The sequence below is a fragment of the Streptomyces sp. NPDC091387 genome, from assembly GCF_044756945.1.
Classification (GTDB): Bacteria; Actinomycetota; Actinomycetes; order Streptomycetales; family Streptomycetaceae; genus Streptomyces.
Map to the genome: position 1 here is coordinate 327,973 of NZ_JBIVTZ010000004.1, position 24,938 is coordinate 352,910.

The 24,938-nt window shown below is 72.4% G+C and carries 22 protein-coding genes; 8 read left to right on the forward strand and 14 right to left on the reverse strand.

The features are described 5' to 3' along the window. Window positions 1–11 precede the first annotated feature (11 nt). The 7 genes from ACIQM0_RS10945 to ACIQM0_RS10975 all read right to left on the reverse strand — a co-directional run bounded on the left by ACIQM0_RS10945 (window position 12) and on the right by ACIQM0_RS10975 (window position 8,445). Window positions 12–1,412 (reverse strand): amidase, encoded by a 1,401-nt coding sequence (locus tag ACIQM0_RS10945; protein ID WP_401285670.1) that lies wholly within the window; start codon window positions 1,410–1,412, stop codon window positions 12–14. Further along, window positions 1,409–2,635, reverse strand: a complete 1,227-nt coding sequence (locus ACIQM0_RS10950; protein ID WP_401285672.1) for an NADH:flavin oxidoreductase — start codon at window positions 2,633–2,635, stop codon at window positions 1,409–1,411. The genes ACIQM0_RS10945 and ACIQM0_RS10950 overlap by 4 nt, the downstream gene beginning before the upstream one ends. Beyond that, window positions 2,632–3,681, reverse strand: coding sequence for an oligopeptide/dipeptide ABC transporter ATP-binding protein (locus ACIQM0_RS10955; protein ID WP_401285674.1), 1,050 nt, complete (start codon window positions 3,679–3,681; stop codon window positions 2,632–2,634). The genes ACIQM0_RS10950 and ACIQM0_RS10955 overlap by 4 nt, the downstream gene beginning before the upstream one ends. Beyond that, window positions 3,678–4,757, reverse strand: a complete 1,080-nt coding sequence (locus ACIQM0_RS10960; protein ID WP_401285676.1) for an ABC transporter ATP-binding protein — start codon at window positions 4,755–4,757, stop codon at window positions 3,678–3,680. The genes ACIQM0_RS10955 and ACIQM0_RS10960 overlap by 4 nt, the downstream gene beginning before the upstream one ends. Next, a complete protein-coding gene (locus tag ACIQM0_RS10965) occupies window positions 4,730–5,764 on the reverse strand; it encodes an ABC transporter permease (protein ID WP_401285678.1) in 1,035 nt (344 codons plus the stop codon). Before ACIQM0_RS10965 ends, ACIQM0_RS10960 begins: the two co-directional genes overlap by 28 nt. Beyond that, complete coding sequence (locus tag ACIQM0_RS10970; RefSeq protein WP_401285680.1) at window positions 5,757–6,725, reverse strand: ABC transporter permease; 969 nt, start codon at window positions 6,723–6,725, stop codon at window positions 5,757–5,759. The genes ACIQM0_RS10965 and ACIQM0_RS10970 overlap by 8 nt, the downstream gene beginning before the upstream one ends. A gap of 106 nt (window positions 6,726–6,831) precedes the next feature. Continuing rightward, the gene (locus tag ACIQM0_RS10975; RefSeq protein WP_401285681.1) at window positions 6,832–8,445 is read right to left on the reverse strand and encodes an ABC transporter substrate-binding protein; all 1,614 of its coding nucleotides are present in this window, start codon (window positions 8,443–8,445) and stop codon (window positions 6,832–6,834) included. Between the two features lie 307 nt (window positions 8,446–8,752). On the opposite strand from ACIQM0_RS10975, the gene ACIQM0_RS10980 reads away from it, so the two are divergent. Then, the gene (locus ACIQM0_RS10980; protein WP_401285683.1) at window positions 8,753–10,402 is read left to right on the forward strand and encodes a class I adenylate-forming enzyme family protein; all 1,650 of its coding nucleotides are present in this window, start codon (window positions 8,753–8,755) and stop codon (window positions 10,400–10,402) included. An 84-nt stretch (window positions 10,403–10,486) separates the two neighbouring features. Here the strand turns inward: ACIQM0_RS10980 and ACIQM0_RS10985 are convergent, their stop codons facing one another. Next, window positions 10,487–11,263 (reverse strand): SDR family oxidoreductase, encoded by a 777-nt coding sequence (locus tag ACIQM0_RS10985; protein WP_401285685.1) that lies wholly within the window; start codon window positions 11,261–11,263, stop codon window positions 10,487–10,489. Window positions 11,264–11,448: 185 nt separating this feature from the next. Next, a complete protein-coding gene (locus tag ACIQM0_RS10990) occupies window positions 11,449–12,099 on the reverse strand; it encodes a TetR family transcriptional regulator (RefSeq protein ID WP_401285687.1) in 651 nt (216 codons plus the stop codon). Window positions 12,100–12,259: 160 nt separating this feature from the next. Here ACIQM0_RS10990 and ACIQM0_RS10995 point away from each other — a divergent pair, with 160 nt between their 5' ends. After that, the gene (locus ACIQM0_RS10995) at window positions 12,260–13,135 is read left to right on the forward strand and encodes an LLM class F420-dependent oxidoreductase (RefSeq protein ID WP_401285689.1); all 876 of its coding nucleotides are present in this window, start codon (window positions 12,260–12,262) and stop codon (window positions 13,133–13,135) included. Continuing rightward, window positions 13,132–13,623 carry a nuclear transport factor 2 family protein gene (locus ACIQM0_RS11000; RefSeq protein ID WP_401285691.1) on the forward strand — a complete coding sequence of 164 codons (492 nt, stop codon included), beginning with the start codon at window positions 13,132–13,134 and terminating at the stop codon, window positions 13,621–13,623. The genes ACIQM0_RS10995 and ACIQM0_RS11000 overlap by 4 nt, the downstream gene beginning before the upstream one ends. Window positions 13,624–13,682: 59 nt before the next feature. Here ACIQM0_RS11000 and ACIQM0_RS11005 read toward each other — a convergent pair whose 3' ends face one another. Continuing rightward, a complete protein-coding gene (locus ACIQM0_RS11005; protein WP_401285693.1) occupies window positions 13,683–14,603 on the reverse strand; it encodes an SDR family oxidoreductase in 921 nt (306 codons plus the stop codon). 139 nt (window positions 14,604–14,742) lie between these two features. On the opposite strand from ACIQM0_RS11005, the gene ACIQM0_RS11010 reads away from it, so the two are divergent. From ACIQM0_RS11010 to ACIQM0_RS11025, 4 genes are read left to right on the forward strand one after another with little or no spacing between them, the layout of a single operon-like run. Continuing rightward, entirely contained in the window at window positions 14,743–15,498 is a 756-nt protein-coding gene (locus ACIQM0_RS11010) for an enoyl-CoA hydratase family protein (protein ID WP_401285695.1), read from the forward strand. A 14-nt stretch (window positions 15,499–15,512) separates the two neighbouring features. Next, a complete protein-coding gene (locus ACIQM0_RS11015) occupies window positions 15,513–16,361 on the forward strand; it encodes a CoA transferase subunit A (protein WP_385034408.1) in 849 nt (282 codons plus the stop codon). Next, complete coding sequence (locus ACIQM0_RS11020; RefSeq protein ID WP_401285697.1) at window positions 16,358–17,137, forward strand: CoA-transferase subunit beta; 780 nt, start codon at window positions 16,358–16,360, stop codon at window positions 17,135–17,137. Before ACIQM0_RS11015 ends, ACIQM0_RS11020 begins: the two co-directional genes overlap by 4 nt. Then, window positions 17,134–18,201: an NAD(P)H-dependent flavin oxidoreductase gene (locus tag ACIQM0_RS11025; protein WP_401285698.1), complete on the forward strand. Its 1,068-nt coding sequence runs from the start codon at window positions 17,134–17,136 to the stop codon at window positions 18,199–18,201. Before ACIQM0_RS11020 ends, ACIQM0_RS11025 begins: the two co-directional genes overlap by 4 nt. A gap of 80 nt (window positions 18,202–18,281) precedes the next feature. Here ACIQM0_RS11025 and ACIQM0_RS11030 read toward each other — a convergent pair whose 3' ends face one another. Both ACIQM0_RS11030 and ACIQM0_RS11035 read right to left on the reverse strand, forming a co-directional pair. Beyond that, a complete protein-coding gene (locus tag ACIQM0_RS11030) occupies window positions 18,282–19,484 on the reverse strand; it encodes a teichoic acid biosynthesis protein C (protein ID WP_401285699.1) in 1,203 nt (400 codons plus the stop codon). A gap of 96 nt (window positions 19,485–19,580) precedes the next feature. Further along, window positions 19,581–21,014 carry a helix-turn-helix domain-containing protein gene (locus ACIQM0_RS11035; protein ID WP_401285700.1) on the reverse strand — a complete coding sequence of 478 codons (1,434 nt, stop codon included), beginning with the start codon at window positions 21,012–21,014 and terminating at the stop codon, window positions 19,581–19,583. Window positions 21,015–21,152: 138 nt separating this feature from the next. On the opposite strand from ACIQM0_RS11035, the gene ACIQM0_RS11040 reads away from it, so the two are divergent. After that, on the forward strand, window positions 21,153–22,520 hold the full coding sequence (locus tag ACIQM0_RS11040; protein WP_401285701.1) for a M64 family metallopeptidase: 1,368 nt from the start codon (window positions 21,153–21,155) through the stop codon (window positions 22,518–22,520). Window positions 22,521–22,613: 93 nt separating this feature from the next. Here the strand turns inward: ACIQM0_RS11040 and ACIQM0_RS11045 are convergent, their stop codons facing one another. After that, a complete protein-coding gene (locus tag ACIQM0_RS11045; RefSeq protein ID WP_401285702.1) occupies window positions 22,614–23,585 on the reverse strand; it encodes a DUF4862 family protein in 972 nt (323 codons plus the stop codon). 167 nt (window positions 23,586–23,752) lie between these two features. Beyond that, entirely contained in the window at window positions 23,753–24,910 is a 1,158-nt protein-coding gene (locus ACIQM0_RS11050; RefSeq protein ID WP_385036038.1) for an acetyl-CoA C-acetyltransferase, read from the reverse strand. Window positions 24,911–24,938: the final 28 nt, after the last annotated feature.

Here is a 24,938-nt window from a genome sequence, read left to right on the forward strand (position 1 = left end):
GGGAGGTGCCGTCAGGGCGCGGGCGGAGTCCCCCAGGGTGCCGCCTCCTCCAGCTGCGCAGCCAGGGCGAGCAGCACTCCCTCGCCGCCGAGGGGCGCGGCGAACTGGACGCCGAGCGGCAGCCCTTGGCTGTCGTGACCGAAGGGGACGGACATGGCGGGCATCCCGGTCACGTTGTGGACGCTGGTGAAGGCGGCGTAGACGGAGGCGTGCCGGTAGATCGACTCCGGAACCGACGTGTCGAGGGTGCCGAGCAGCGGGGTGGGCTGCGCGAGGGTCGGGGCGAGCAGTACGTCGAACCGCCGGAACGCGGCGCCGGCCTCCCAGCCGATCTCCTGGGCGCGGCGCAGCGAGCGGCTGACGTCGGCCGCCGGGAGGCCGCGGTAGTGGTCGTACAGCACGCGGGTGAAGGGCTCGATGTCGTCGTCGGCCAGGGGCCTGCCGAGCCCGGCGAGCCGGGCGTCGATCTGGGCGACGAGGTCGGCGCCCATCAGGACGCCCGAGGTGCGGCCGACGTCGTCGGGGCGGTACGGGGCGGTGGTCTCGGTGACGTCGTGGCCGAGGCGTTCGCACAGCAGGGCCGCGGCGCGTACCGCCCGCTCGCAGTCCGGGTGCACGCCGGGGCCGTCCGGCAGTGCGGTGAGCAGCCCGATCCGCAGCCGCCCGGGGGCGCGGCGGGCCAGTTCGGCGAAGGGTGCGGCGGGGGCCGGTGCGGCGTACGCGTCGCCGGGCAGCGGGCCCGCGGCCACGTCGAGGAGCAGGGCGCTGTCCCGGACGGTCGTGGTGAGGGCGTGGTGTGCGGAGAGCAGGCCCGAGAGGGTGGTGGGGCGGGGTGCGGGCGAGACGCGCCCCCGGCTGGGCTTGAGGCCGAACAGTCCGCAGGCGGCGGCCGGGATGCGGATCGAGCCGCCGCCGTCGCTCGCGTGCGCGACCGGGACCATCCCGGCCGCCACCGCGGCCGCGGAGCCGCCGCTGGAGCCGCCCGGCGAGTGGGCGGTGCTCCATGGGTTGCGGGTGGGGCCGAAGAGTGCCGGTTCGGTGGAGGCGTTGAGGCCGAGTTCTGGGGTGTTGGTGGTGCCGAGGACGACGGCTCCGGCGTGCCGGTAGCGGGCCACCAGTTCGCTGTCGTGGCGGGCCGTCGCGTCGGCGAAGAGCCGGCTGCCGCCCGTGGCGGGCAGTCCCGCGACGTCGGTGCCGAGGTCCTTGACCAGCATGGGGACACCGTGCAGCGGGCCGTCGGGCAGTCCGGCCGCGATCTCGGCGCGGGCGGCGTCGAACCGGGTGTAGACCACCGCGCCGAGGGCGGGGTCGAGCGTCCGGATGCGGGCGATCGCCTCCTCGGTGACGGTACGGGCGTCGGTCCGGCCGTCCCTGACCGCTGCGGCCGTCGCGACCGCGTCCGGCCCCCTCACTTCACGTATCCGGCGGGTGTGCCCCAGGTGTCGCGGCGGGTGGTTTCGCGGTCGACGAGGACGCAGCGGGTGCCGGTGAAGTTGGTCGGCATGCACTTGTTGCAGTGGATGCACAGGGACGGGGTGGTGGCGTCGTCCCGCAGGCGGTTGATCAGGTCGGGTTCGCGCAGCAGGGCGCGGGCCATGGCCACGTACTCGAAGCCCTCCCGCATCGCGAGTTCCATGGCCGGCTTGTCGGTGATGCCGCCGAGCAGGACCATCGGGAGCTTCACGGCGGCCCTGATCTGCCGGGCGTCCTCCAGCAGATAGGCGTCCCGGTAGGGGTAGCTGCGCAGGAACCGCTTGCCGACCGCCTTCACCCCGAGCTTGATCGGCTGCGGCATGATCGCGGAGAACTCCCGGAGCGGGGCGTCGCCCTTGAAGAGGTACATCGGGTTGAGCAGGGAGCTGCCCGCGGTCATCTCCAGGGCGTCGACCGTGCCGTCCTGTTCGAGCCACTGCGCCACCGGGATGGCCTCGTCGAGCCAGAAGCCGCCGGGCACCCCGTCGTCCATGTTCATCTTGGCGATGACGGCGATCCGGCCGCCGACGGCGTCGTGGACGGCCCGCATGATCTCGCGGGCGAACCGGGCCCGGTTGGGCAGGCTGCCGCCGTAGGCGTCGGTGCGGTGATTGATCCGGGGGCTGAGGAAGGAACTGGCCAGGTAGTTGTGGCCCAGGTGGACCTCGACGGCGTCGAAGCCCGCGTCGACGGCGCGGCGGGCGGCCTCGGCGTGTGCCTCGGTGATGCGCCGGATGTCGGTGACGGACGCCTCCTGGGCCCAGCTGAGGGTGGTGGCGTGGAAGTGCCTGGACGGGGAGAGGGCCGGGGCGCCGTTGCCCTTGGGGTTGGCGACGGGCCCGCCGTGGCCGATCTGCGCGGCGATCGCGGCGCCTTCGGCGTGCACGGCCTCGGTGAGGACGCGGAGTCCCGGCATCGCCTCGTCGGTCCAGTGGATCTGGTGCCGGTCGGTCCGGCCCTCTCGGGCGACGGCGCAGTAGGCGACGGTCGTCATGCCGACGCCGCCCCGGGCGTAGGCGACGTGGAAGTCGACGAGGTCCTGGGTCACCAGGGACTTGTGGCTGAGTCCCTCGTAGGTCGCGGCCTTGATGACGCGGTTGCGGAGCATGAGCGGGCCCAGTTGGGCGGGGGCCAGGACATCGGGTGCCTCGGTGGTGGTCACGCGTGGTTCCTTTTCGGTTCGACGTGATGACAGGCGACCCGGTGTCCGGGCCGGATGTCCCTGAGCTGGGGCTCCTCCTCGGAGCACAGGCCGGTGGCCAGCGGGCAGCGGGTGCGGAAGCGGCAGCCCGACGGCGGGTTCAGGGGTGACGGGAGCTCGGCGGCGGGGCCGGCCGGCGGGGCGGGGTCGCCGACGGCGCCGGGGCCGCGCTGGGCCTCGGGGAGGGAGGCGAGCAGCAGCCGTGTGTAGGGGTGGACGGCCTCGTGCTGCATCCCGTCGGAGGGGAGCACCTCGCAGACCTTGCCGAGGTACATCACCAGGACGCGGTCGCTGATGTTCTTCACCACGGAGACGTCGTGGGCGATGAAGACCATGCTCAGCCCGCGCCGCCGCGTCGTCGTCTCCAGAAGGTTGAGGATCTGCGCCTGCACGGACACGTCGAGGCTGGAGACGGCTTCGTCGCAGATCAGCACCTCGGGGTCCAGGAGCAGCGCGCGGGCGATGCAGACCCGCTGGCACTGGCCGCCGGAGAGTTCGTGCGGTCTGCGGTCCCGTACGGTCGCGGGGTCGAGGCCCACGTCGCGCAGTGCCTCGTCGATCCGGGTGTCCCGGTCGCGGGCGTCGTCGCCGCTCCCCCAGATCGACGGGCCCTCCCACACCAGGTCCTTGACCCGGCGGCGGGGGTTCAGGGCGGAGACCGGGTCCTGCATGATGATCTGCATCCGCGCACGGGCCCGGCGCAGTTCCTCCGGGGGCAGGCCCGTGAGGGTCACCCCGCCGAGCCGTACGGTGCCCGAGTCCGGGGGCGGCAGCTGGATGAGGGCGCGGCCGACGGTGGACTTGCCGCAGCCGGACTCCCCGAGAATGCCGAGGGTCTCGCCCGCCGCGACGTCCAGGCTGACGCCGGAGACGGCGTGCACCTTCCGCCCGCGCCCGGCGGGGAACTCCACGACGAGGTGCTCCGCGCTCAGCGCGGGCGGCCGCGCGCCCCGTTCGGTGGAGGTGGAGGTGGAGGTGGACGTTGCGGTGGCGCGGGTGCTGGTCATACGGCGGCCTCCTCGGCGGCGCCCAGGGGGTGGTGGCAGGCGACGACGCCGCCGGCGTCGCGGTCGCCGGCGTATGCGGCGAGCGGGGGCGATTCGGTGGCGCAGCGGTCGGTCGCCGCGCCGCAGCGGGGGGCGAACCGGCATCCGGGGGGAGGGTGCAGCAGGTTGGGCGGGCGGCCCTCGATCGTGGGGAGCAGGGTGTGCGGGGGCAGGTCGAGGCGGGGGATGGAGGCGATGAGGGCGCTGCTGTACGGGTGCCGGGGGCGGTCGAACACAGCGGCGGTGGGCGCGTACTCGACGAGCCGGCCCGCGTACATCACCGCGACCCGGTCCGTGCGGCCGGCGACGGTGGCGAGGTCGTGGCTGATGAGGACGGTCGCCATCCGGAGGTCCCGGGCCAGGGTCTGGAGCAGGTCCAGGATCTGCTTCTGCACGGTGACGTCGAGCGCGGTGGTCGGTTCGTCGGCGATGAGCAGCCGGGGGCCGCAGGCCAGGGCCATGGCGATGACGACGCGCTGCCGCATTCCGCCGGAGAGTTCGTGCGGGTACTGGCGTGCGCGCCGGGCCGGTTCGGGGATGCCGACCTGCCGGAGCAGGTCGACGGCGCGTTCCCGGGCCTCGGCGCGGCTCAGGCCCTGGTGCAGCCGGACGCTCTCGGACAGATGCGTGCCGACCTTCTTCACCGGGTTCAGGGAGGTCATCGGGTCCTGGAAGACCATGGCGACCTCGGTGCCCCACAGGGCCCGCCGCCCCGCAGGGCTCAGGGCGTGGACGTCCTGCCCGCCGAGCAGGACGGTGCCGGAGACGGTGGTGCCGGGGCCGTCGGTGATGAGGCCCATGAGGGTGCGGCCGAGCACGGACTTGCCGGATCCGGACTCGCCGACGATGCCGAGGGTCTCGCCCTCGGACAGCGACAGGCTGACGCCGTCGACGGCCTGCACGGGGCCGCGGGGGGTGTGGAAGGCGGTGCGTACGCCGGTGGCCGTCAGCAGCGGCGGGGCGCCGGTGGCGCTGGGGGGTACGGGGGCCTCGGGCAGCGGTGCGGTGGTCACAGTTTCACGCTCCGGGAGTCCCATCGGCCACGGGCCTTCTCGCCGACGATGTTGAAGGCGAACACGGTGAGGAAGAGGAAGGCGCCGGGCACGAGGACGATGTGCGGGTGCTCCTCGAAGACCCGGCCCTCCCCCTCCGCGATCATGTTTCCCCAGGTGGGTTCCGGTGGCTGGATACCGAGTCCGAGGAAGCTGAGGGAGGCCTCGGCGACGATAAGGACCGAGATCATCACGACGGCCAGGGACAGCAGGGGCAGCAGGACGTTGGGCAGCAGTTCGCGCAGCAGGATGCGGGAGCGGGTGGCTCCCATGGCGCGGGCCGCGACGACGAACTCCCGGTTGGCGTACGCCATGGTCGTGGCGCGGGCGAGCCGCACCATGCCGGGGACGGTGAGCAGCGCCAGGGAGAACGCGACGTTGCGCAGCCGCGGCTGGAGCACGGTCGCGAGCGCGATGAGCAGGATGAGCGGCGGTACGGCGAGCAGTGAGTTGGTGGCGATGCCCACGGCCCGGTCGGCGGTCTTGCCGAAGTAGCCGGCGACCATGCCGACGGCTCCTCCGACGACGGTGCCGATGGCGACCGCGGACAGGGAGATGAGCAGCGAGGAGCGGGCGCCGTAGAGGGATCTGGCCAGCAGGTCGAGGCCGAAGCCGTTGGTGCCCAGGGGGTGGGTGCCGGTGAACGCCGGGGGGCTGAAGACGGGTTCGAGGACGGTGGACGCGACGTCGCGGTCCTCGGCGAGCCCCAGCCACGGGGCGAACAGGATCGCGAGGCCGAGCAGCAGCAGCCAGCCGGCGCCGAACCAGAACACCACGTCGAAGCCGGGGCCCGCCCACCGCTTGCCGAGCCGGGAGGCACCGCCGAGTGCCAGGCCGAGGCCGAGCAGCGCGACGGCCGCTCTGGCGAGCGGGACGAGCTGGGCCGTGGTCGCCCCGAACACCAGGAGGGCGAGGCCGGCGGCGGTGAGGGCGACGGCGGTGAGCAGGGGCGGGGGGAAGGCGGTCCGCGTGCGCGGAACGATGTCAGACATGGACACGTCGCGTCCTCGGGTCTAGATAGCCGTAGGAGAGGTCGATGCCGGCGTTGATCACCACGTAGATCACGGCGATGGTGAGCACGGCGCCCTGGACCATCGGGTAGTCGCCCTGGCCCGCCGCGTTGACGATGAGGGTCCCCATGCCGGGCAGTTGGAAGAGGTACTCGACGACGACGGTGCTGCCGATCAGCCGGCCGAGGCTGAGGCCGAGCAGGGTGACCAGGGAGAACGAGGAGGGGCGCAGGGCGTCGGAGAACAGGATGCGCAGCGGGTTCATGCCCTTGGCGCGGGCGGCGAGGATGAAGTCCTCCCGCAGGGTCACGATGAGGTCGCCGCGCAGTACCCGGGTGAACATGGCGAGTTCGGCCAGGGCGACGGTCAGGGCGGGCAGGAATGCGTGGTGCAGATTGCCCGCGAGGTCGCCGTCGCCGAGCCGTACCCATTCGGATCGGGGGAACCAGCCGGCCGAGTTGACCAGGACGAGGACCAGCAGCAGACCGGCCAGGAAGCTGGGCACGGACAGCACGCCGAAGGTACCGGCGCCGATGATCCGGTCGGCGGCCGAGCCCTCGCGGTACGCCGACCACATGGCCAGCGGCACGGCGATCAGCAGGGCGATGAGCAGTCCGAGCGCCGCGATCTCGAAGCTGACGGGCAGCGCGGACAGCACCCGGTCCGTGACGTCGCTCCGGGGTGGTACGACGGAGTGACCGAGGTCGCCGGTGAGGGCGTTGCCCAGCCAGTGGAAGTAGCGGGTGACGACGGGCTGGTCGAGTCCGAGGTCATGACGGAGCCCGGCGTACTCGGAGGGTGCCCGGCCCGCCCCGAGAATGTCGACGGCGGGATCGCCCGGCATCAGGACGACCAGGGAGAACACTCCCATGCTCGCGATCAGGAGCACGCCCACCAGTTCCAGGGCCCGGACGGCCAGGCGGCGAAGCGCAGCGGGACTCATGGTTCCTCCAGATCTGGGGCCTGTCGTTCGGCCCGTCGCGCACCACGGTCCGGTGGGGCCGGGCGGGCCCGGTGCGCACGGGGCGGGAGCGCCGGGCCGCGGGACGTCACTTGCTGATCCATGCCTGCCCGAGGAGGGCCATGTACTCGTCGGTGGGCACGATGCCGTGGACGTTCTTGCCCCAGGCGGTGAAGCCGGCGCTCGCGCCGAGGTTCACCACGGGCACGTCCTCGTTGAAGAGTGTCTGGACGTCGTCGAGGATCCGCTGGGTCTGCGCCTGGCCCCGGGCGCCCTGGAGTTCGACGAGCAGTTCGTCCATCTTCGGGTTGGCGTACGCGCCGGGGTTGCCGTAGCTCTTGGAGTTCAGGACGCTCTGGAGGCGGTGGTAGGGGTCGCTCTCGGAGATGCTCGCCGCGCCGCGGCTGATGTCGAAGTCGTGCTCCACGTAGGTCTTGGACACCCGGTCGGCGATGGAGGAGACCAGGTCGAGTTCGACGGTGAAGCCGACCCGCTCCAGCATCGCCTTGGTGACGACCGCCTTGGCCCGGGAGACGGGGTCGGTGCCGTCCATGTAGGTGAGGGTGCCGTCGAAGCCGTCCTTCTTGGCCTCGGAGACGAGCTTCTTCGCCTGGTCGAGGTCGATCCCGAGGGGCTTCACCGAGGAGTGCAGGCGTGATTCGGGCGGGAAGATCTCCTGCCCCGGCAGGCCCTTGCCCTCGTAGGCGCGTGCGGTGTCGAGCTTCGGGTCGAGGGCCAGGGCCATCGCCCGGCGGACCCGCAGGTCCGCACCGGGGCGGCCGTCACGGGTGTTGATGGTGATCATGTTGCCGAGGCCGGTGAGGGTCAGCTCCCCGGGGTGGCCCTCGTGCACGGCGTCGTCGACGACGTCGGGGCTGCGCATGTACGTCACGTCGGCGGTGCCGTCGTTCAGCGCGTCGAGTTTGGAGCGGTCCGACTGCGGCCAGGTGAAGCGCAGCGCGTCGAGGTAGGGCGCGCCCTTCCAGTACTTCTTGTTCGCCTTGAGGATCATCTCCTCCTGGGGGGCGTACGTGCCCAGGGTGAAGGGTCCGGCGCCGATCGGCCGGAACGTCTTCGAGGCGTACGCGGCGGGGGCCACGATCATGCCGGGTGCCTGGGCGAGCATCGCCGGGAAGGCGGCCCAGGAGTTGCGGAGGGTGAAGACGACGGTGGAGTCGTCGGTGGCCCGTGCCGTCGCGAGGTTCGGGGCGAGCAGCGCGGTGTCGGCGCCCTTGCTCCGCTGGTACCAGGCGATGCTTCCGACCACGGCTTCGGCGTTCAGGGGTGTGCCGTCGGAGAACGTGACGCCGTCGCGGAGCTTCAGCGTCCAGGTCTTCAGGTCGTCGCTGCTGTGCAGCGATTGGGCCAGCCACGGCCGGTACTTCTTCGCCGCGGTGTCGTAGCGCATCAGTACGTCGTAGACGGCGGCGAGCGCGGAGCCGCCGGACGCGCCCGTCGCGTAGGTGACGGCGGGGCTGAGGCTGCGGGCCTCCGCGTAGTCCGCGAAGCGCAGGGTGCCACCGCGGACCGGTTCGCCGCCCTTGGGCTGGTCGCCGACCGTGCCGAACTCGTAGCGGCCGCGTTCGGCCGTGCGCTGCTTGCCGCTGCCCCCGTCGTCGGGTGAGGCGCATGCGGAGGTGAGCATGGCCGCGACGGCCAGGCCCGCTGCGAAACGGGCTCTCACCCGTGGTGCTCGCTTCATTTCTTCCTCCAGTTGTCCGGGTGCGGGAAGCGGAGTTCGTCCGGTGCGGGAAGCGGCGAAGAGCGTGGGGGCCGGATCAGATGGGGGACGCTACGGCCGGCGAAATCCGGCCGACGTGACGCATCCCACTCACCGGGAACCGGGCCCGGGGGCGGCCAGGCCCGGTGGGACGAGGGCTCCCGCTCCCGGCGGCGCCGTGGCACGGTGTCCCAGTGACCGGAACCGGCCGGGGGGCAGGGACCCCGTACTGGCCGACACTGGCGTCGACCGCGATCCCAGTGGAGTTCACGACGCCCAGGAGTTCCCGATGCCCAGCGAAACGGATCACCGCACCTCCGCCCCCGCTCCCGCCCCGGCGAACGGCCTCACCGGCCCGGACGGCCGGTTCGAGCTCGCCGACGACGATGTGCTGGGCACCCGGCTGCCGGTGTTCACCCACCGGCAACGGGCCCTGCACGAGGTACTGCACGCGTCCGTCGCGCACGCCGGACGCGACTTCATCGTCACCGCGGACCGCCGGATCACCTTCGCCCAGCACGCGGCGCGGGTCGCCTCACTGGCCCGGGTACTGCGTGAGGAGTACGGCGTCGCCAAGGGCGACCGGGTGGCCATCGCCGCCGCCAACTCCCCGGAGTGGATCGTGACGTTCTGGGCCACCGTCTCGATCGGCGCGGTGGCGGTCGGGTTCAACGCCTGGTGGTCGGCGCGCGAGATGGCCCACGGCCTGAGCAACGCGGAGCCCGCCCTCGTGGTGGCCGACGCCAGGCAGTCGGCGAAGCTGGCCGGCTGCTCGGTCCCGGTGCTGTCCATGGAGGACGACATCGTCCGCTGCGCCACGGCCCACGCCGACGCGCCGCTGCCGTCCGCCGACGTCGCCGAGGACGATCCGGCCGTGATCCTCTACACCTCGGGCACCTCGGGCCGCCCCAAGGGGGCCGTGCACACGCATCGCAACCTGCTGGCCGTCGTCGAGTACCACCGCATGAACGACGCCCTGCTCCAGGAGTTCGGCGACCCGCTGCACCCGCAGGACCGCGTGTACCTGCTGACGCTGCCGCTGTTCCACATCGCGAGCCTGCACAACCTGGCCGTGCCGCGGCTCGCCACCGGTAGCCGGATCGCCCTGCACCAGGGCGCGTTCGACGTGGACGCGGTGCTCGCCATGGTCGAGCGGGAGCGCGTCACCAACTGGGGTGCGGTGCCGACGATGGCCCACCGGCTGCTCGAACACGGCGGGGCCCACCGGTACGACACGTCCTCGCTGACGGCGTTCTCGCTGGCCTCCGCCCCCTCGTCGACCGAGTTCAAGGAGCGGCTGCGCAAGAGCCTGCCGTTCGCGAAGGACTCGCTGGTGGACAGCTACGGGCTGACCGAGACATGTACGGGCGTCGCCGCGGCGAGCCCGCAGGATCTGGCGGCGGCTCCCGGTACCCTCGGCCGGCCCGTCGCCGGGGTGCAGCTGGAGATTCGCGACCCCGGCGGCGAGGTGCTCGGCGAGGGCGAGGAGGGCGATGTCTGGGTCCGCAGCCAGTACAACATGCTGGGCTACTGGCGTGATCCCGAGGCCACCGCCGGTGCGATCGGCCCGGACCGCTGGCTGCGCACCGGGGACCTGGGGCAGCTGCGCGAGGGCCGGCTCCATCTCAGCAGCCGCCGCTCCGACCTGATCATCCGGGGCGGCGAGAACGTCTACCCCGCCGAGGTCGAGACGGTCCTGGCCGAACACCCGGACGTCCGGGAGTGCCTGGTGCTGGGGGTGCCGCATCCCGACCTCGGTCAGGAGGTGGCCGCCGTCGTGGTGCTCGCGGCGGGCTCGACGGTCACCGAGGAGGCGCTGCGGGAGTACGCGGGACACGAACTGGCCTATTTCAAGGTGCCCAAGCGGTGGCGGCTGACCACCGACGAGCTCCCGCGCAACGCGACCGGCAAGGTGATCCGGCCCCAGGTACGGATCTGACCATACGGATCCGACGCCCTGCCCATGGCTCAGAACGAAGGTGCCCCGGCCGCCCGACGCGGCCGGGGCACCTCGGGTGACCGCTCAGAAGTCCGCGGGTCCGCGCAGGGTCGCCTCGGCGCCCCCGTCGACGTACAGCACCTGCCCGGTGATGTGGCTGTTCTCCTCGGAGACCAGGAACAGCACGGCCGCCGCGACGTCCTCGGGCCGCAGATAGCCGTTGAGCGGCATGGGGACGGCGGTGTCCATGACCTTCTTCATCTCCGGATCGTCGAAGAGCCCCGCGCTCATCGGGGTGAGCACGATGCCGGGCGCGACCACGTTCACCGGGATTCCGGCGTCGGCCCACCCCTCGGCGACCGCGGTGCGCCGCGCCCACTGGGCGAGCGCCGCCTTGGACGAGGGGTAGAGCTGCCGGGCGCGGCCGTCGGCGACGGCCCGCTCCGCGTGTGCCAGGGCGGTGGCCTCGTCGTCGGCCAGGCAGGCGGCGACGACGTCCGGGTCGCTGGGCTGGGTGCCGGAGATGGAGCCGATGACCACGGCCCTGGGCCGCTGCGCCGCGGCGAGCGCCGGCCGCAGCGCCGTCAGGAACTCGGTGGTGCCGAAGTAGTTGACGGTCACCATCGCGGTTCCCGGTACGGAGGTGCCGGCGCAGGTGACGACCGCGTCCACCACTCCCCCGGCCGCGTCGCGGGCCGCCGCGGCGGCGGTGGCGCGGCCTTCGGGTGTGGACAGGTCGGCGTCGACGTCGCCCCCGCGCAGGTCCACCCCGATCACCCGGTCGCCCCGGGCGCGGAGCAGAGTGGTGAGTGCGGCACCGATCCCGGATCCGGATCCGGTGACGACGACATTGCGGGGCATGGGTACTCCTCAGATCGATCGTGCTGGTGTGGGCCCCGGCCCTCGGGGTCAACGGCGCGCGTGCGCGGCCACTGGCCCGGGGACGGGCCCCTTGCGCACCGTAGAGGTTCCGTCCCCCCGGCGGGCGTGCGCGGTCCCGCTGGCCGGGCAGTGTCGCGGCCCGCCGGGCGTGCCGGAACACCGTGTCAGAAGCCGCGTCCGGTGCCGATGGGGCTCCTGCGGGTACCTCGTCCGGCCAGGATCGGGCCGAGCAGGAGGCGGCAGGCCAGCCGGATGCCCTCCTGCGCCGCCTCGACCGTCGAGCGCTCGTACAGGACGGTGGTCAGCAGGCCGTACCAGGCCTGTTCCAGGATACGGACCACCCGCCGGTCCCGTTCGCAGGGGTCGGTCACCCCGGCCGTGCGCAGGACGAGGTCCATGAGGATCTCGTCCGTGCGCCGGGCCGGGCTGCCCTCGCCGAGGTGGGAGACATTGCCGGACTGCATCATCGCCAGGGCCAGCAGCGGCTGCTCGAAGAGCTGCCGGCTCGCCCCGGTGAGCAGGTCGGTCACCGCCTCCACGGGGCCGGTGCCCGGCGGGGGCGCGGGGGTGCCGGCGTCGAGGCGGAGCACCTGGTCGTGCATGACGGCGGCGAACAGGTGGATCTTGGAGGGGAAGTAGCGGTACAGGGTGGCGATCGCGACGCCGGACTCCCGGGCCACGTCGTGCATCTGCATCCGTTCGAGGCCGTGCTCGGCGCCGAGGCGTGCGGCGGACCGCAGGATCCGGGCGTAGCGCTGGCGCTGCTTGGCCGAGGTGGGGTGTGCGGGGGTTCTCTCGCCGTTCGTTCGGGGCACGGTGCCGACTTCCTTCCGCCGGAGCCGACGATGATCTCCCGCGCGCCGCCGGTCCGGCGCGTCCCGTTCCGTTCACCGGGACGGGGCCCGCGCGCACGGGGTGGGGGAACTTGGATGGCCTCTCGACCTTGCGTCCTGTCCCGACCGAGAGAGGTTCCCCATGCGGCTCGGCATCAACAGTCCCGTCGTCACGGCCGTCCCCGGCGTCCACTCCCCCTGGGAGCGCACGGCCGGAATCGAGGAGCTGGGAGCGGTCGCCGAGGCCGCGGACCGGCTCGGCTTCGACCATCTGACCTGCTCGGAGCATGTCGCGGTGCCCGTGGACATCGCCCGGCAGCGCGGCGGAACCTACTGGGATCCGCTCGCCACCTTCGGCTATCTGGCCGCCAGGACCCGTCGGATCCGGTTCGCCACCCAGGTCCTGGTGCTCGGCTACCACCATCCGCTGGCGCTCGCGAAGCGCTACGGCACGCTGGACCGTGTCTCGGGCGGACGGCTGGTGCTGGGGCTCGGCGTCGGCAGTCTGGAGGAGGAGTTCCGGCTGCTGGGTGCGGAGTTCGGGGGCCGGGGCGCGCTCGCGGACGACGCGATAGCGGCCCTGCGGGCCTCGCTGTCCAGCCGTGAACCCGCTTACCACGGTGAGCACTTCGACTACGCGGGGCTCATCGTGGAGCCGCACGCGGTGCAGGCCAGGGTGCCGCTGTGGATCGGTGGCCGCACCCCGCGTTCGCTGCGCCGGGCGGTGGCGCACGGCGACGGCTGGGTGCCGTTCGGGCTGCCGCTCGACCGGCTGCGCGAGATGGTCGGCGCGGCCGAACTCCCGGAGGGCTTCGAGGTGGTGCTGAGCGCGGGCCGCCCGCTCGATCCGTCCGGCGAAGCGGACCGCACGTCCGAGGCGCTGCGGAAGGTGTCCGACGCCGGTGCCACGCTGGTCAGCGTGGCGCTGAGCGCGGAGTCCGCGAGCCATTACGTCGAACAGCTGGAGGCGCTCGCCGTGCTCGCGGGCACCACGGCGGCCACGGAGGCACGGGCATGAGCGCGGACCGGCTGGCAGCGGTCGAGGCCCGGCTCGCGGCTCTGGAGGACGAGCGCGACATCGCCCGCGCCATGGCCTCGTACGGGCCGCTGGTGGACGGCGGCGAGGCGGACGGTGTCGCGGCGCTCTGGGCACCTGACGGAGTGTACGACATCGACGAGATCTTCCTCGCGGGCCGGGAGCGGATCCGTGAGATGGTGCGGTCCCCCGCGCACCAGGGCTGGATCCGGCAGGGCTGTGCCCATCTCGTGGGTCCGCCGCACATCACGGTCGTCGGCGACGAGGCCGTGGCGGTGTGCCACTCGCTGATGGTGGTGCACGAGGCGGGCCGGTACGTCGTGCGCCGGGCCACCGCCAACCACTGGCGGCTGCGCCGTACGGAGTCCGGCTGGCAGGTGGTCACCCGTACCAACCGGATCCTGGACGGCCGCCCGGAGTCCCCCGCACTGCTGGCCAGAGGAGTACGCGGGGAGCCTGCGAGCTCCTGAACACAGTTGTGGCGGGGGCTGTATGACTGTGCGTCATCCATCCCCGCCACGGTGTGGCGTCAGCGCGCCCCGTACACCGGCTGAGGCGTCTCGGCCGCCGCGAGCAGTCCGGACGCCGCCGCCCCCGCCTCGGCCGGGCTCCAGCGGGCGCCGTTGTCGGCGGTGGGGCCGGGCCGCCAGCCCTCCATCACCGTGATCCGTCCGGCCTCGGCCTCGAAGACCCGGCCGCTGACCCCGGCGCACGCCGCGGAACCCAGCCATACGACGAGCGGCGAGACGTTCTCGGGGGCCATCGCGTCGAACCCTCCCCCGGCGGGCGCCGCCATGGTCTCGGCGAAGGTCTCCTCGGTCATCCGGGTGCGGGCGGCCGGGGCGATCGCGTTGACCTGGACCCCGTAGCGGCCCATCTCGGCGGCGGCCACCAGGGTCAGGGCGACGATCCCGGCCTTGGCGGCGGAGTAGCTGCCCTGGCCCACGCTGCCCAGCAGCCCGGCCCCGGAAGCGGTGTTGACGACCCTGGCCTCGTGCACCCGCCCGGCCTTCGCCTCTGCGCGCCAGTGCGCCGCCGCGTGCTTGAGCGGCAGGAAGTGGCCCCTGAGGTGGACGCGGGTCACGGCGTCCCAGTCGTCCTCGTCCAGGTTCACCAGCATCCGGTCGCGGAGGAATCCGGCGTTGTTGACCAGGGTGTCGAGGCGGCCGAAGGAATCGAGCGCGGTCGCGACGAGGGAGGCCGCGCCGTCGGCGGTGGCTATGTCCGCGTTGTGCGCGACGGCCTCGCCGCCCGCCGCGATGATCTCCTCGACGACCCGCTGGGCGGGGCCGGTGGCCGTACCGGAGCCGTCGGGGCCCACGCCGAGGTCGTTGACGACGACTTGTCCGCCCTCGGCGGCGAAGGCCAGGGCGTGGGCGCGGCCGAGTCCGCGGCCCGCGCCGGTGACGACGGCGACGCGTCCGGCGCACAGGGCTGTCGATGAGGTCATGACGAGTGTCCTTTCGAGGGGCGACGAGCGGAGAACGGGGCGCCGGGACCACTGAGTGGCATGACGCTCTCCCGCGGCGTCCGTATCACTGCTACGTTGAATCTAACAAACGTTTGGTGGAAAGGTAGCTGATCTGCTCATGGGTGTCTCCACCTCCGCCCCGGAAGAGGGCGTCGCCGTCGTCACCGTGGACTTCCCCCCGGTCAACGCCCTGCCCGTACAGGGCTGGTACGACCTCGCCGCCGCGGTCCGCGCCGCCGGGGCTGACCCGGACGTCCGCTGCGTGGTACTCACCGCCGAGGGCCGCGGGTTCAACGCGGGCGTGGACATCAAGGAAATGCAGCGCGCGGACGGGCCCGAGGCGCTGATCGGCGCCAACCGGGGCTGCTTCGAGGCGTTCGCGGCGGTCTACGAGTGCGAGGTCCCGGTGGTCGCCGCCGTGCACGGCTACTGCCTGGGCGGCGGCATCGGCCTGGTGGGCAACGCGGACGCGATCGTGGCCAGTGACGACGCGTCCTTCGGACTGCCGGAGCTGGACCGGGGCGCGCTCGGCGCGGCCACGCATCTGGCCCGGCTGGTTCCGCAGCACCTGATGCGGACCCTGTACTACACCTCGCGCACCGTGACGGCCCGCGAACTGCACCGGCACGGTTCGGTGTGGAGCGTCGTCCCGCGCGGCGAACTGCCCGGAGCCGCCCTGGAGCTGGCCCGGGAGATCGCCGCGAAGGACGGATACCTGATCCGGCTGGCCAAGGCCGCCATCAACGGCATCGACCCGGTCGACGTACGCCGCAGCTACCGCTTCGAGCAGGGCTTCACCTTCGAGGCCAATCTCAGCGGCGTCGCGGACCGCGTGCGCGACACCTTCGGCACGGACAAGGAGCAGCAGGCGTGACACACGACAAGACGATGACGGCCGACGACGTCGTCGGCCGGCTGGAGAGCGGAATGACGGTCGGCATCGGCGGCTGGGGTTCGCGCCGCAAGCCGATGGCCCTCGTCCGGGCGCTGCTGCGTTCGGACGTCACCGATCTGACCGTGGTGTCGTACGGCGGCCCTGACGTCGGCCTGCTCGCCGCCGCGGGCCGGATCCGCAAACTGGTCGCGGCGTTCGGGACCCTCGACTCCATACCGCTGGAGCCGCACTTCACCGCCGCCCGGCAGCGCGGCGCGTTCGAGATGGTCGAGCTCGACGAGGCGATGATGATGTGGGGGCTGACGGCGGGCGCGCAGCGGCTGCCGTTCATGCCGGTGCGTGCCGGGCTCGGCTCGGACCTGATGGAGGTCAACCCGGCCCTGCGTACGGTCACTTCGCCGTACGAGGACGGGGAGAAGCTGGTCGCCGCCCCGGCCCTGCGGCTGGACGCCGCCCTGGTCCACCTCAACCGCGCGGACGTACAGGGCAACGGCCAGTACCTCGGCCCCGACCCGTACTTCGACGACCTGTTCTGCGAGGCCGCCGACCACAGCTACGTCTCCTGCGAGCGGATCGTGGAGACGGCGGACCTGCTCAAGGAGCACGGGCCGCAGACGCTGCTGGTCAAGCGGCTGTTCGTGGACGGGGTCGTCGAGACGCCGAACGGCGCGCACTTCACGTCGTGCGTGCCCGACCACGACCGGGACGAGAGCTTCCAGCGCGCCTACGTCCGGGCCGCCCGGGACCCCGAGGCATGGCCCGCCTTCGTCGAACGGTTCCTGTCCGGCGACGAGGCCGCCTACCAGGCCGCCGTCACCGCGTTCCACCAGGAGGAAGCATGAGCGGCACCGAGACCACCGGCATCGCGACGGTGAGCCGCGCGGAGTACTGCGTGGTGGCCTGCGCCGAGGCGTGGCGGGACGCGGGCGAGATCCTCGCCAGCCCGATGGGCACCGTCCCGGCCATCGGGGCGCGGCTGGCGAGGCTCACCTTCTCACCCGATCTGCTGCTGACCGACGGCGAGGCGCTGCTGATGGGCGACACCCCCGCGCTGGGGACGGGGCCCGGGAGCATCGAGGGCTGGCTGCCGTTCCGTCAGCACCTGACGCTGACCGCCACCGGCCGCCGGCACGTGATGATGGGCGCCAGCCAGATCGACCGGCACGGCAACCAGAACATCTCCTGCATCGGCCCGTGGGACAGGCCCACCCGGCAGCTGCTGGGGGTGCGCGGAGCCCCGGTCAACACCCTGAACAATCCGACGAGTTACTGGGTGCCCAAGCACTCGGCGCGGGTGTTCGTGGAGCACGTCGACATGGTCAGCGGGGTCGGGTACGACCGGGCGGCCGCCGCCGGACCCTCCGCGACCCGCTACCACCGCATCCCCGAAGTCGTCAGCAATCTGGGCGTCTTCGACTTCGAGACCCCGGACCGCACCATGCGGCTGCGCTCCCTCCACCCCGGGGTGAGCGTCGAACAGGTCACCGAGGCGACCGGGTTCGGCCTCACGATCCCCGGCGACGTCCCGTTCACCCGGGACCCCACGGACGCCGAACTCCGGCTGATCCGCGAGGTCATCGACCCGAAGGGGCTGCGCGAGCGCGAGGTCCCGGCATGACGGGGCCCGTGCCGGTGCCGACCGCGCTCACCGAGCTGACCGGGGTGCGCTATCCGCTCGTGCAGACCGGGATGGGGTGGGTGGCCGGCCCCCGGCTGGTGTCCGCCTCCGCGAACGCGGGGGCGCTCGGCATCCTGGCCTCCGCGACGATGACCGTCGAGCAGCTGCGCGCGGCGATCCGCGAGGTCAGGTCCCGTACGGACGCGCCGTTCGGCGTGAACCTGCGGGCGGACGCGGGCGACGCCGGCGAGCGGGTACGGATCATGATCGACGAGGGCGTGCGGGTGGCGTCGTTCGCGCTCGCCCCGTCGAAGGAGCTGATCGCCCGGCTCAAGGACGCCGGCGTCGTCGTCATCCCGTCCGTGGGGGCCCGGCGGCACGCGGAGAAGGTCGCCGCGTGGGGCGCCGACGCGGTGATGGTGCAGGGCGGTGAGGGCGGCGGCCACACGGGCGACGTGGCCACCACCGTGCTGCTCCCCCAGGTCGTGGACGCCGTCGGCATCCCGGTCATCGCGGCGGGCGGCTTCCACGACGGCCGCGGCCTGGTCGCCGCGCTCGCCTACGGAGCGGCCGGGATCGGGATGGGGACGCGCTTCCTGCTCACTTCCGACAGCACCGTCCCGGCGGCGGTGAAGGCGAAGTACCTGGCCGCCACCGTCAAGGACGTCACGGTCACCGACCGCGTCGACGGCCTGCCGCACCGCATGCTGCGCACCGAGATGGTCGACGCGCTGGAGCGTTCCGGCCGGGCGGCCTCCCTGCTGAGGGCGGTGCGGCACGCCTCGGCCTTCCGGAAGGAGTCCGGCGCGAGCTGGCCCCAGCTGATCCGCGACGGACTGGCGATGAGGCACGGCAAGGAGCTGACCTGGAGCCAGGTGCTGCTGGCCGCCAACACCCCGATGCTGCTCAAGGCCTCACTGGTCGAGGGGCGTACCGACATCGGGGTCATGGCCTCGGGCCAGGTGGCGGGGCTGATCGAGGACCTGCCCTCCTGTGCGGAGCTGGTCGAGCGGATCATGAACGAGGCGTCGGCGGCTCTGAAGTCCCTCCCGGGGGCGGGCTGAAGCCCCTGGCGCACGCGGACGGAGGGGGCTCCCGGATCCACGGGCTGCCCCCTCCGTCCATCGGCTCATTCCGACACGTATCAGGAGGGCTGGATCAGCCCGGCCTTGCCGTAGATGCTCGCCACGCGTGCGCCGGGCGGTCCCGAGGCGAAGCCCATGGCGATACTGAACACGCCGGGCCGGTTGAGGTCCGGAATGAGGACGCCGAGCCCCTCCGGTTCCCGGTAGTCCAGTGAGTACGCGGCTGCGGTGTGGGCGGGATTGACATTCTGGTTGAAGGGCGAAGGCGGGGCAGGGGAGAAGGCGCCCGTGGTGAGCTTCACGGAGCTGATGAACGTATTTCCGACCCCGGGCTCCGAGATCACCACTTCTTGGCCGTTGATCTTCTGGGTGGAACCGTAGCTGTTGCCGTGCAGCATGTAGAGGTACTGACCGACGACGACGTAGCCCTGGAGGAAAGGGTTGCCGTAAGTGGTGAGGGGCCATCCGGGGACCGCCTTGACGGACGGCTCGCTGATGGTCGCGAGCGGCTCGCTCCAGATGTTGAGGCGCGCCAGATCGAGGTCGTGCACCTGGAACTTCATCACGCCGTCCGTGTCGCGGTAGCGGATGGCGAGCCGACCGTACACCGGGTCGACGGAGGCGGTGTAGGTGTTGGAGCCCGGGACCGGCTTGTACTTGGCGAGCGTGGACGAGGTGGTGTCGAGCACCTGGCCGTCGGTGAAGGGGAAGCGGGCCAGGCGAGTGCCGCGGCTGGTTGTCTTGTCCGGGTCATCCGGGTGCACCGGGTCCGCCACCTCCGCGCCGTCGGCCTCCGTCCACAGATAGGCCTTGCTGCCGACAGGTTCGACGCCGATGCTCATACCGTGCCCGAAGCCGCGCAGATACATGTGGCCGAGGGTGTTGCCGGACGTGTCCCACTTGGTGATGGTCAGGTCACCGCGCCTGTTGCGATCGGCACTGCTGACCGGGGCGGACTCACCCGCGAGTTGCAGTCCTCCCTGCGTCACCTGCGCCAGGTAGATATGGCCGTTGGCGTTGTCGTAGCCGAACGACTGGATGATGGTGGCATCACGGGTGGCTTTCTCGCGTATCCACTTGCTCGACGCACTGTTCAGATCAAGCCGGGGGGAAGGCACCATCAGGGCGGAGCCCGGCGCGGGATACGTGGCGGCCGATGCCGTCTCGGTGCCGAGGGACACGGTCGCGGCGGTCAGCGCACTGGCGCCGCTCCACGCGAGCAGGGAGCGGCGGCTGGGGCGGGAATTCCTGTCCTGGGTCATGGCGCCCATTCAAGCGACTGGTGTGGGCGGACTCAATCATTCCCCCCTTGATCTTGCAAGATGGTCCGCAGGCACCGCCGAGTCCCAGCCCCGCCGTCAGGCCCAGGGGGCGAACGGCGGGCGGGCCGGGGCGGGGCCGAGGGTGGTCGTGCCCGGTTCCGCGCGGTGACCGAGGCCGGTCCGGTAGGCGTTCAACGCCGCTTCCGTCCGGCCCTCGCCGCGCAGCAGGTCTCCGAGCAGCCGGCAGATGTCGGCGAGGTCTCCGGCGGCCCCCGTCTGTTCCAGCAGGGAGAGCGCGGTGGCGTAGTGCAGTTCCGCCGCCTCGGCGTCCCCGGCCTCCTCGGCGATCAGTCCGAGAAGCCGGTGCGCACCGCCGGCGTGCACCGCACCGCGGCCGGGCTTGAGGCCGGCCAGCAGGCTTTCCAGCAGCTCCGCGGCCTCCGTCGACTTCCCCCTCCTGCGCAGGACATCGGCGAGCTCGACCTCCACCTGTGAGACGTACAGGGCCGCCCGTTTGGACACCAGCATCGAGTGCGCGGTGCGCAGTTCCGTCTCCGCCCGCACGAGGTCGTCGTGCTGGGCACAGACGTAGCCCCGCATCCAGTGGCAGTGAGCGAGCTCGGTACGGATCTGCAGCTGCTGGTAGAGCTCGGTGGCCCGCGCCAACGACGTCTGGGCGGCGTCGGCCCTGCCTTCGGCGATCAGCGTGCGGGCCACCGTTCGGTGCATGGTGGCGACCAGCGCGGGGTCCGACACCTGGGGCACCAGGGCGAGTGCGAGTTCGGCGGCCTGCGCGGCGCGGGCGTGGGCGCCCATGTCCATGTACGGCGCGATCGAGGCCGTGTAGAGCTGGAGCAGCGCGCCCGGATCGTGCAGCCCGGACGTGTTCAGCTCGTCGATCGCGCTTTCCAGCAGGTAGCAGGAGTAGCGCAGTTCACCGGCGAGGTAGTGGGCGACCGATCGGCCCCGGACCGCCCGCGCGCGGGCGGGGAGCGGTTCGCCGGCCAGCGCGTGTTCCGCCGCCCGGAACCGGTCCAGGGCATCGGTCAGCTCTCCGGCCTCCAGCGCGCATTCGCCGAGCCCGACGAGCGCGGCCGCCCGTTCCTGCGTGAGTCCGTACCGCTCGGCCCGGCCGAGGATCTGTTCGTAGGCGGCCCGTGCGTCGGCGGCGTCCTCGACGGCCAGGAGCCGCTGGGCGTCGGCGAGTTCCATCCGGAGGGCCGTGGCGATGTGGGTGGGCCTGCCCGTGGCGAGTTCCTCGTGGGCGACGCCGAGGCGTTCGGCGATGTGCCGGAGGGCGGCTTCGGAGGGCCGCACCTTGCCGGCCTCCAGCGTCGAGACGTAGGCGGCGGTGTACGCGGGCTCGGCGAGCTGCCGCTGGGTCAGTTCCCGTTCCTTGCGGAGCCGCTTCACCCGGCTGCCGATCGCGGCCGGTGCGTCCTGCTCCTGCGCCTGTTCCCGCCGCGGGCGGACCGGAGCCTCACCGGTCGTCCGCCCCGGTTCGCCGGTCGCGCTGCTGGTTCCCGCCATGACTTGTCCCTCGTCCCGCGTCTGCCGGTGGTCTGTTGCCAACGGCACACCCGCCACCCTAGGTTGAGCGTCGACTTAAAGACACTTACATTACCGCTTTACTTCACTTCCGAGCCGGACACCAGAGCGAGGATTGACATGCGCACGAGCAGAACTGCCGTCATATCAGTGGGCGTCGCGCTCACCGCGATAGTGGGGGCGGCCCTCGCCGCTCCCGCGGTCGCCGCGGACCCGGAGCCCCGACAGGAGCGGCGCGTCACCGTCGAGTACTTCCCCGAGCCCGGCGGCGAGGGACGGCGGACCGAGGTCCCGGCCACCACGGAGGCGGCGACCGGGCGCGCCACGGCCCGCGGCGTGGCACCCGCCGCGGGGACGACGGACGGGGAGGTCGGGGAGGTGTCCGTGACCGGCCCCTCGGCCGACCGGCTCGACGTAGTGATCATCGGCGACGGCTACACCGCCGACGAGCAGGACGCCTTCCACGCCGCGGCCGCCGGCAAGTGGGCGGACATCACCGGCATCGAGCCCTACGCGAGCTACCAGGGCCTCATGAACGTGTGGACCGTCGACGCGGTGTCCGCCGAATCCGGAATCACCGGCGACCCCGGCACCGACGTCGTCAAGAACACCGCGCTCGGCAGCTACTTCTGGTGCTCGGAGACCGAACGGCTCATCTGCGCCGACATCGACAAGGTCGCCACCTACGCCGCCAAGGCCCCCGACGCCGACCTGGTCATCGTCGTCTCGAACTCCACCAAGTACGGCGGCGCCGGCTACTCGGGACTGGAGGCGGAGGGTTACCCGTTCGACGGCGTCTCGACCCTCTCCTCGGACAACGCGCAGTCGAGCATGATCGCCGCCCACGAGATCGCCCACTCGGTCGGCCTGCTGGCGGACGAGTACACCTACGACAGCTACGGCACCTGGCCGGGCGGCGAGGTCACCGATATCAACTCCAGCACCTTCACCGCGGAGAAGATGGCCGCCAACCGGACGAAGTGGTACCGCTGGCTCGGCGAGACCGACCCCACGGGCGGCACCGTCGGCACGTACGAGGGCAGCAGCTACTACCCGTTCGGGATCTACCGCCCGACCTCCAACTCGCTGATGCGGGCCCTGGACGTGCGCGACTTCAACCTGCCCGGCCGTGAGGCCATGATCGCCGGCTTCTACCGCGAGGCCAACGCGCTGAGCAGCAGGGTCAGCACGAGCAGCGCGGTCCTCAGGACCGGTCGCATCAAGGTGTCCCGGGCCGAGCTCACCGGTCTGGCCTCGCCCGAGCTGCGCTGGTACGTCGACGGCGTACGGGTCAAGCGGGCGCAGGGCCTCACCACCGTCGTCCCCGCCGCGCTGGGCGTCAGGGCGGACGGCAGGACACACACCGTCACGGTCGAGTCCACGGACCGGACCGAGTCGATCCGCGACCCCAAGGTCCGCGCCGAGGCCACGCAGAGCCTGTCCTGGACGGTCAGGGCATCCGGGCACAAGGCCCACAAGCGGCACTGACGGCAGCACGCGGCACCCGGTTCTCCGCCGGGCCCAGGCACAGGGCCGGCCCGGCGGAGGACCGCACCCAACCGGGCCATCCCAGAGGTGCGTTCACACCTCGCGTGAGACCGGGTCCCCGGCGGGTACGGGCGCCGGGGTGGCCCCGTGCTCGGACAGGAGCCGCATGACGTGGCCCACCCACGCGAGCCGCTCGTCGACGGTGGCGTCGGCGGGAACCTGGATCTTCGCCCCCGCGTAGGAGAACGCGCCTTCGGCCGCGCGGAGGCAACGGCGTACCTCGTCGGCGTCCATGAGGGAGGTGGGCTCGTCCTCGGTGAGCGGCAGGTGGGCGTCGGCCCACGGTCCCCCGTACTCGTTCGCGGCCGGGCCGGCGCCGGAGAACATGACGCCCTCCAACAAGCCTTCGGAGGCGAGCCGTTCGATCTGGACGAGCGGCCGGGCCGGGTCCTGTGCCTCGATCGCCGAACGGCCCCAGTTGATGGTGATGCCGATCCCCCCTTCGCGCGCCAGGGCGATCTCGTCCTCCAACGGCAGGAACCGCTTCTCGCCGGGGACGGTCGGCGCGTAGGCGTCGCAGTGCTCCAGGACGAGCCGGGTGGACCAGCCGCCCGCGGCCGGTTCGCTCGCCGCGATCTCGTCGAGGGAACGGGCGAACATCTCGCCCACCGCGGTCGTCGAGGGCGCGGTGTGGATGTGGAGGGCGGCGACCGACTGCTCGCCGGTGAGCTGGTTCACCTCTTCGGCGGCGATGCGGGCCTCGCGGAGGAATGCGAGCGCCGCCCGTCGGCCGTCCTGGTCCCCGGAGGCGAGACCGAAGACGCCCGTGGCCCCCACGCGCATCATCGTGCCGGGAATCAGAGTGATCACCGAGCGGGTGAACCGGCCGCGCATCTGTGCGGCCAGCCAAGGGACGTCCTCGCCGAGGCCGTCGCGGAACGGGATCTCCAGCCCGTCGGCGATCCCCCGGCCCGCGAGCCCGTCGTAGAACTCTTCCTGGTCGGCGCGCAGGGAGGGCAGTGCCGCGTATGCCCCCACCAGGGCGGCGGGCCGTGCTGTGTTCATGGTGTCGGTTCTCCCGTGCTGACGAGTCTCGGGCCCCTTCCGGTGCGCGGCCCCGGGGCGACTCTACCCAACATCAGACGTCTGATGTTTAGCGTGGACGGCTCCTGCCGCTGCCCGGTGGACCCCTGCTCACGGGGCCACCGGCCAGCGTTCTCGGAGTCCGGTGTTCAGAGGCGCTCGATGATGGTGACGTTGGCCTGGCCGCCGCCCTCGCACATGGTCTGCAGGCCGTAGCGGCCGCCGGTGCGCTCCAGTTCGTGCAGCAGGGTCGTCATCAGCTTGGTACCGGTGGCGCCGAGCGGGTGGCCGAGCGCGATGGCGCCGCCGTTGACGTTGACCTTGTCCGGGTCGGCGCCGGTCTCCTTCAGCCAGGCCAGCACGACCGGGGCGAACGCCTCGTTGATCTCGACCAGGTCGATGTCGTCGATGGACATCCCGGCCTTCTTCAGGGCGTACGCCGTCGCCGGGATCGGCGCCGAGAGCATCCGGATCGGGTCCTCGCCGCGCACCGAGAGGTGGTGGATGCGGGCGCGGGGGGTGAGGCCGTGCTCGGCGACGGCCCGCTCCGAGGCGATGAGCAGCGCCGAGGCGCCGTCGGAGACCTGCGAGGAGACCCCGGCGGTCAGCCGGCCGCCCTCGACGACCGGCTTGAGGCCGGCCATCTTCTCCAGCGAGGTGTCGCGGCGCGGCCCCTCGTCGACCCGGACGTCTCCGTAGGCGACGGTCTCGCGGTCGAAGCGGCCCTCGTCGATGGCGTGCAGGGCCCGCCGGTGCGAGCGCAGGGCGAACTCCTCCATGTCCCGGCGGCTGATCCCCCACTTCTCGGCGATGAGTTCGGCGCCGTGGAACTGGTTGACGGGCGCGTCGCCGTAACGGGCGCGCCAGCCCACGGAGCCCGCGTACGGGCCGTCGGTCAGCCCGAGCGGTTCGGCGGCCTGGCGGCTGGCGAAGGCGATGGGGATCATCGACATGTTCTGGGTGCCGCCCGCGACGACCAGGTCCTGGGTGCCGGACAGGACACCCTGGGCGGCGAAGTGGACGGCCTGCTGGGAGGAGCCGCACTGGCGGTCGACGGTGGTGCCGGGCACCTCCTCTGGAAGGCCCGCGGCGAGCCACGCGGTGCGGGCGATGTCGCCGGCCTGCGGGCCGACGGTGTCCAGGCAGCCGAAGACGACGTCCTCCACGGCGGCTGGGTCGGCCCCGCTGCGCTCCATGAGCGCCTTGATGACGTGGGCCCCGAGGTCGGCGGGGTGGACGGCGGACAGCCCGCCCTTGCGCCGGCCGACCGGGGTGCGTACCGCGTCGACGATGTAGGCCTCGGCCATGACTGCTCCTTCGTGAGGGACATGATGG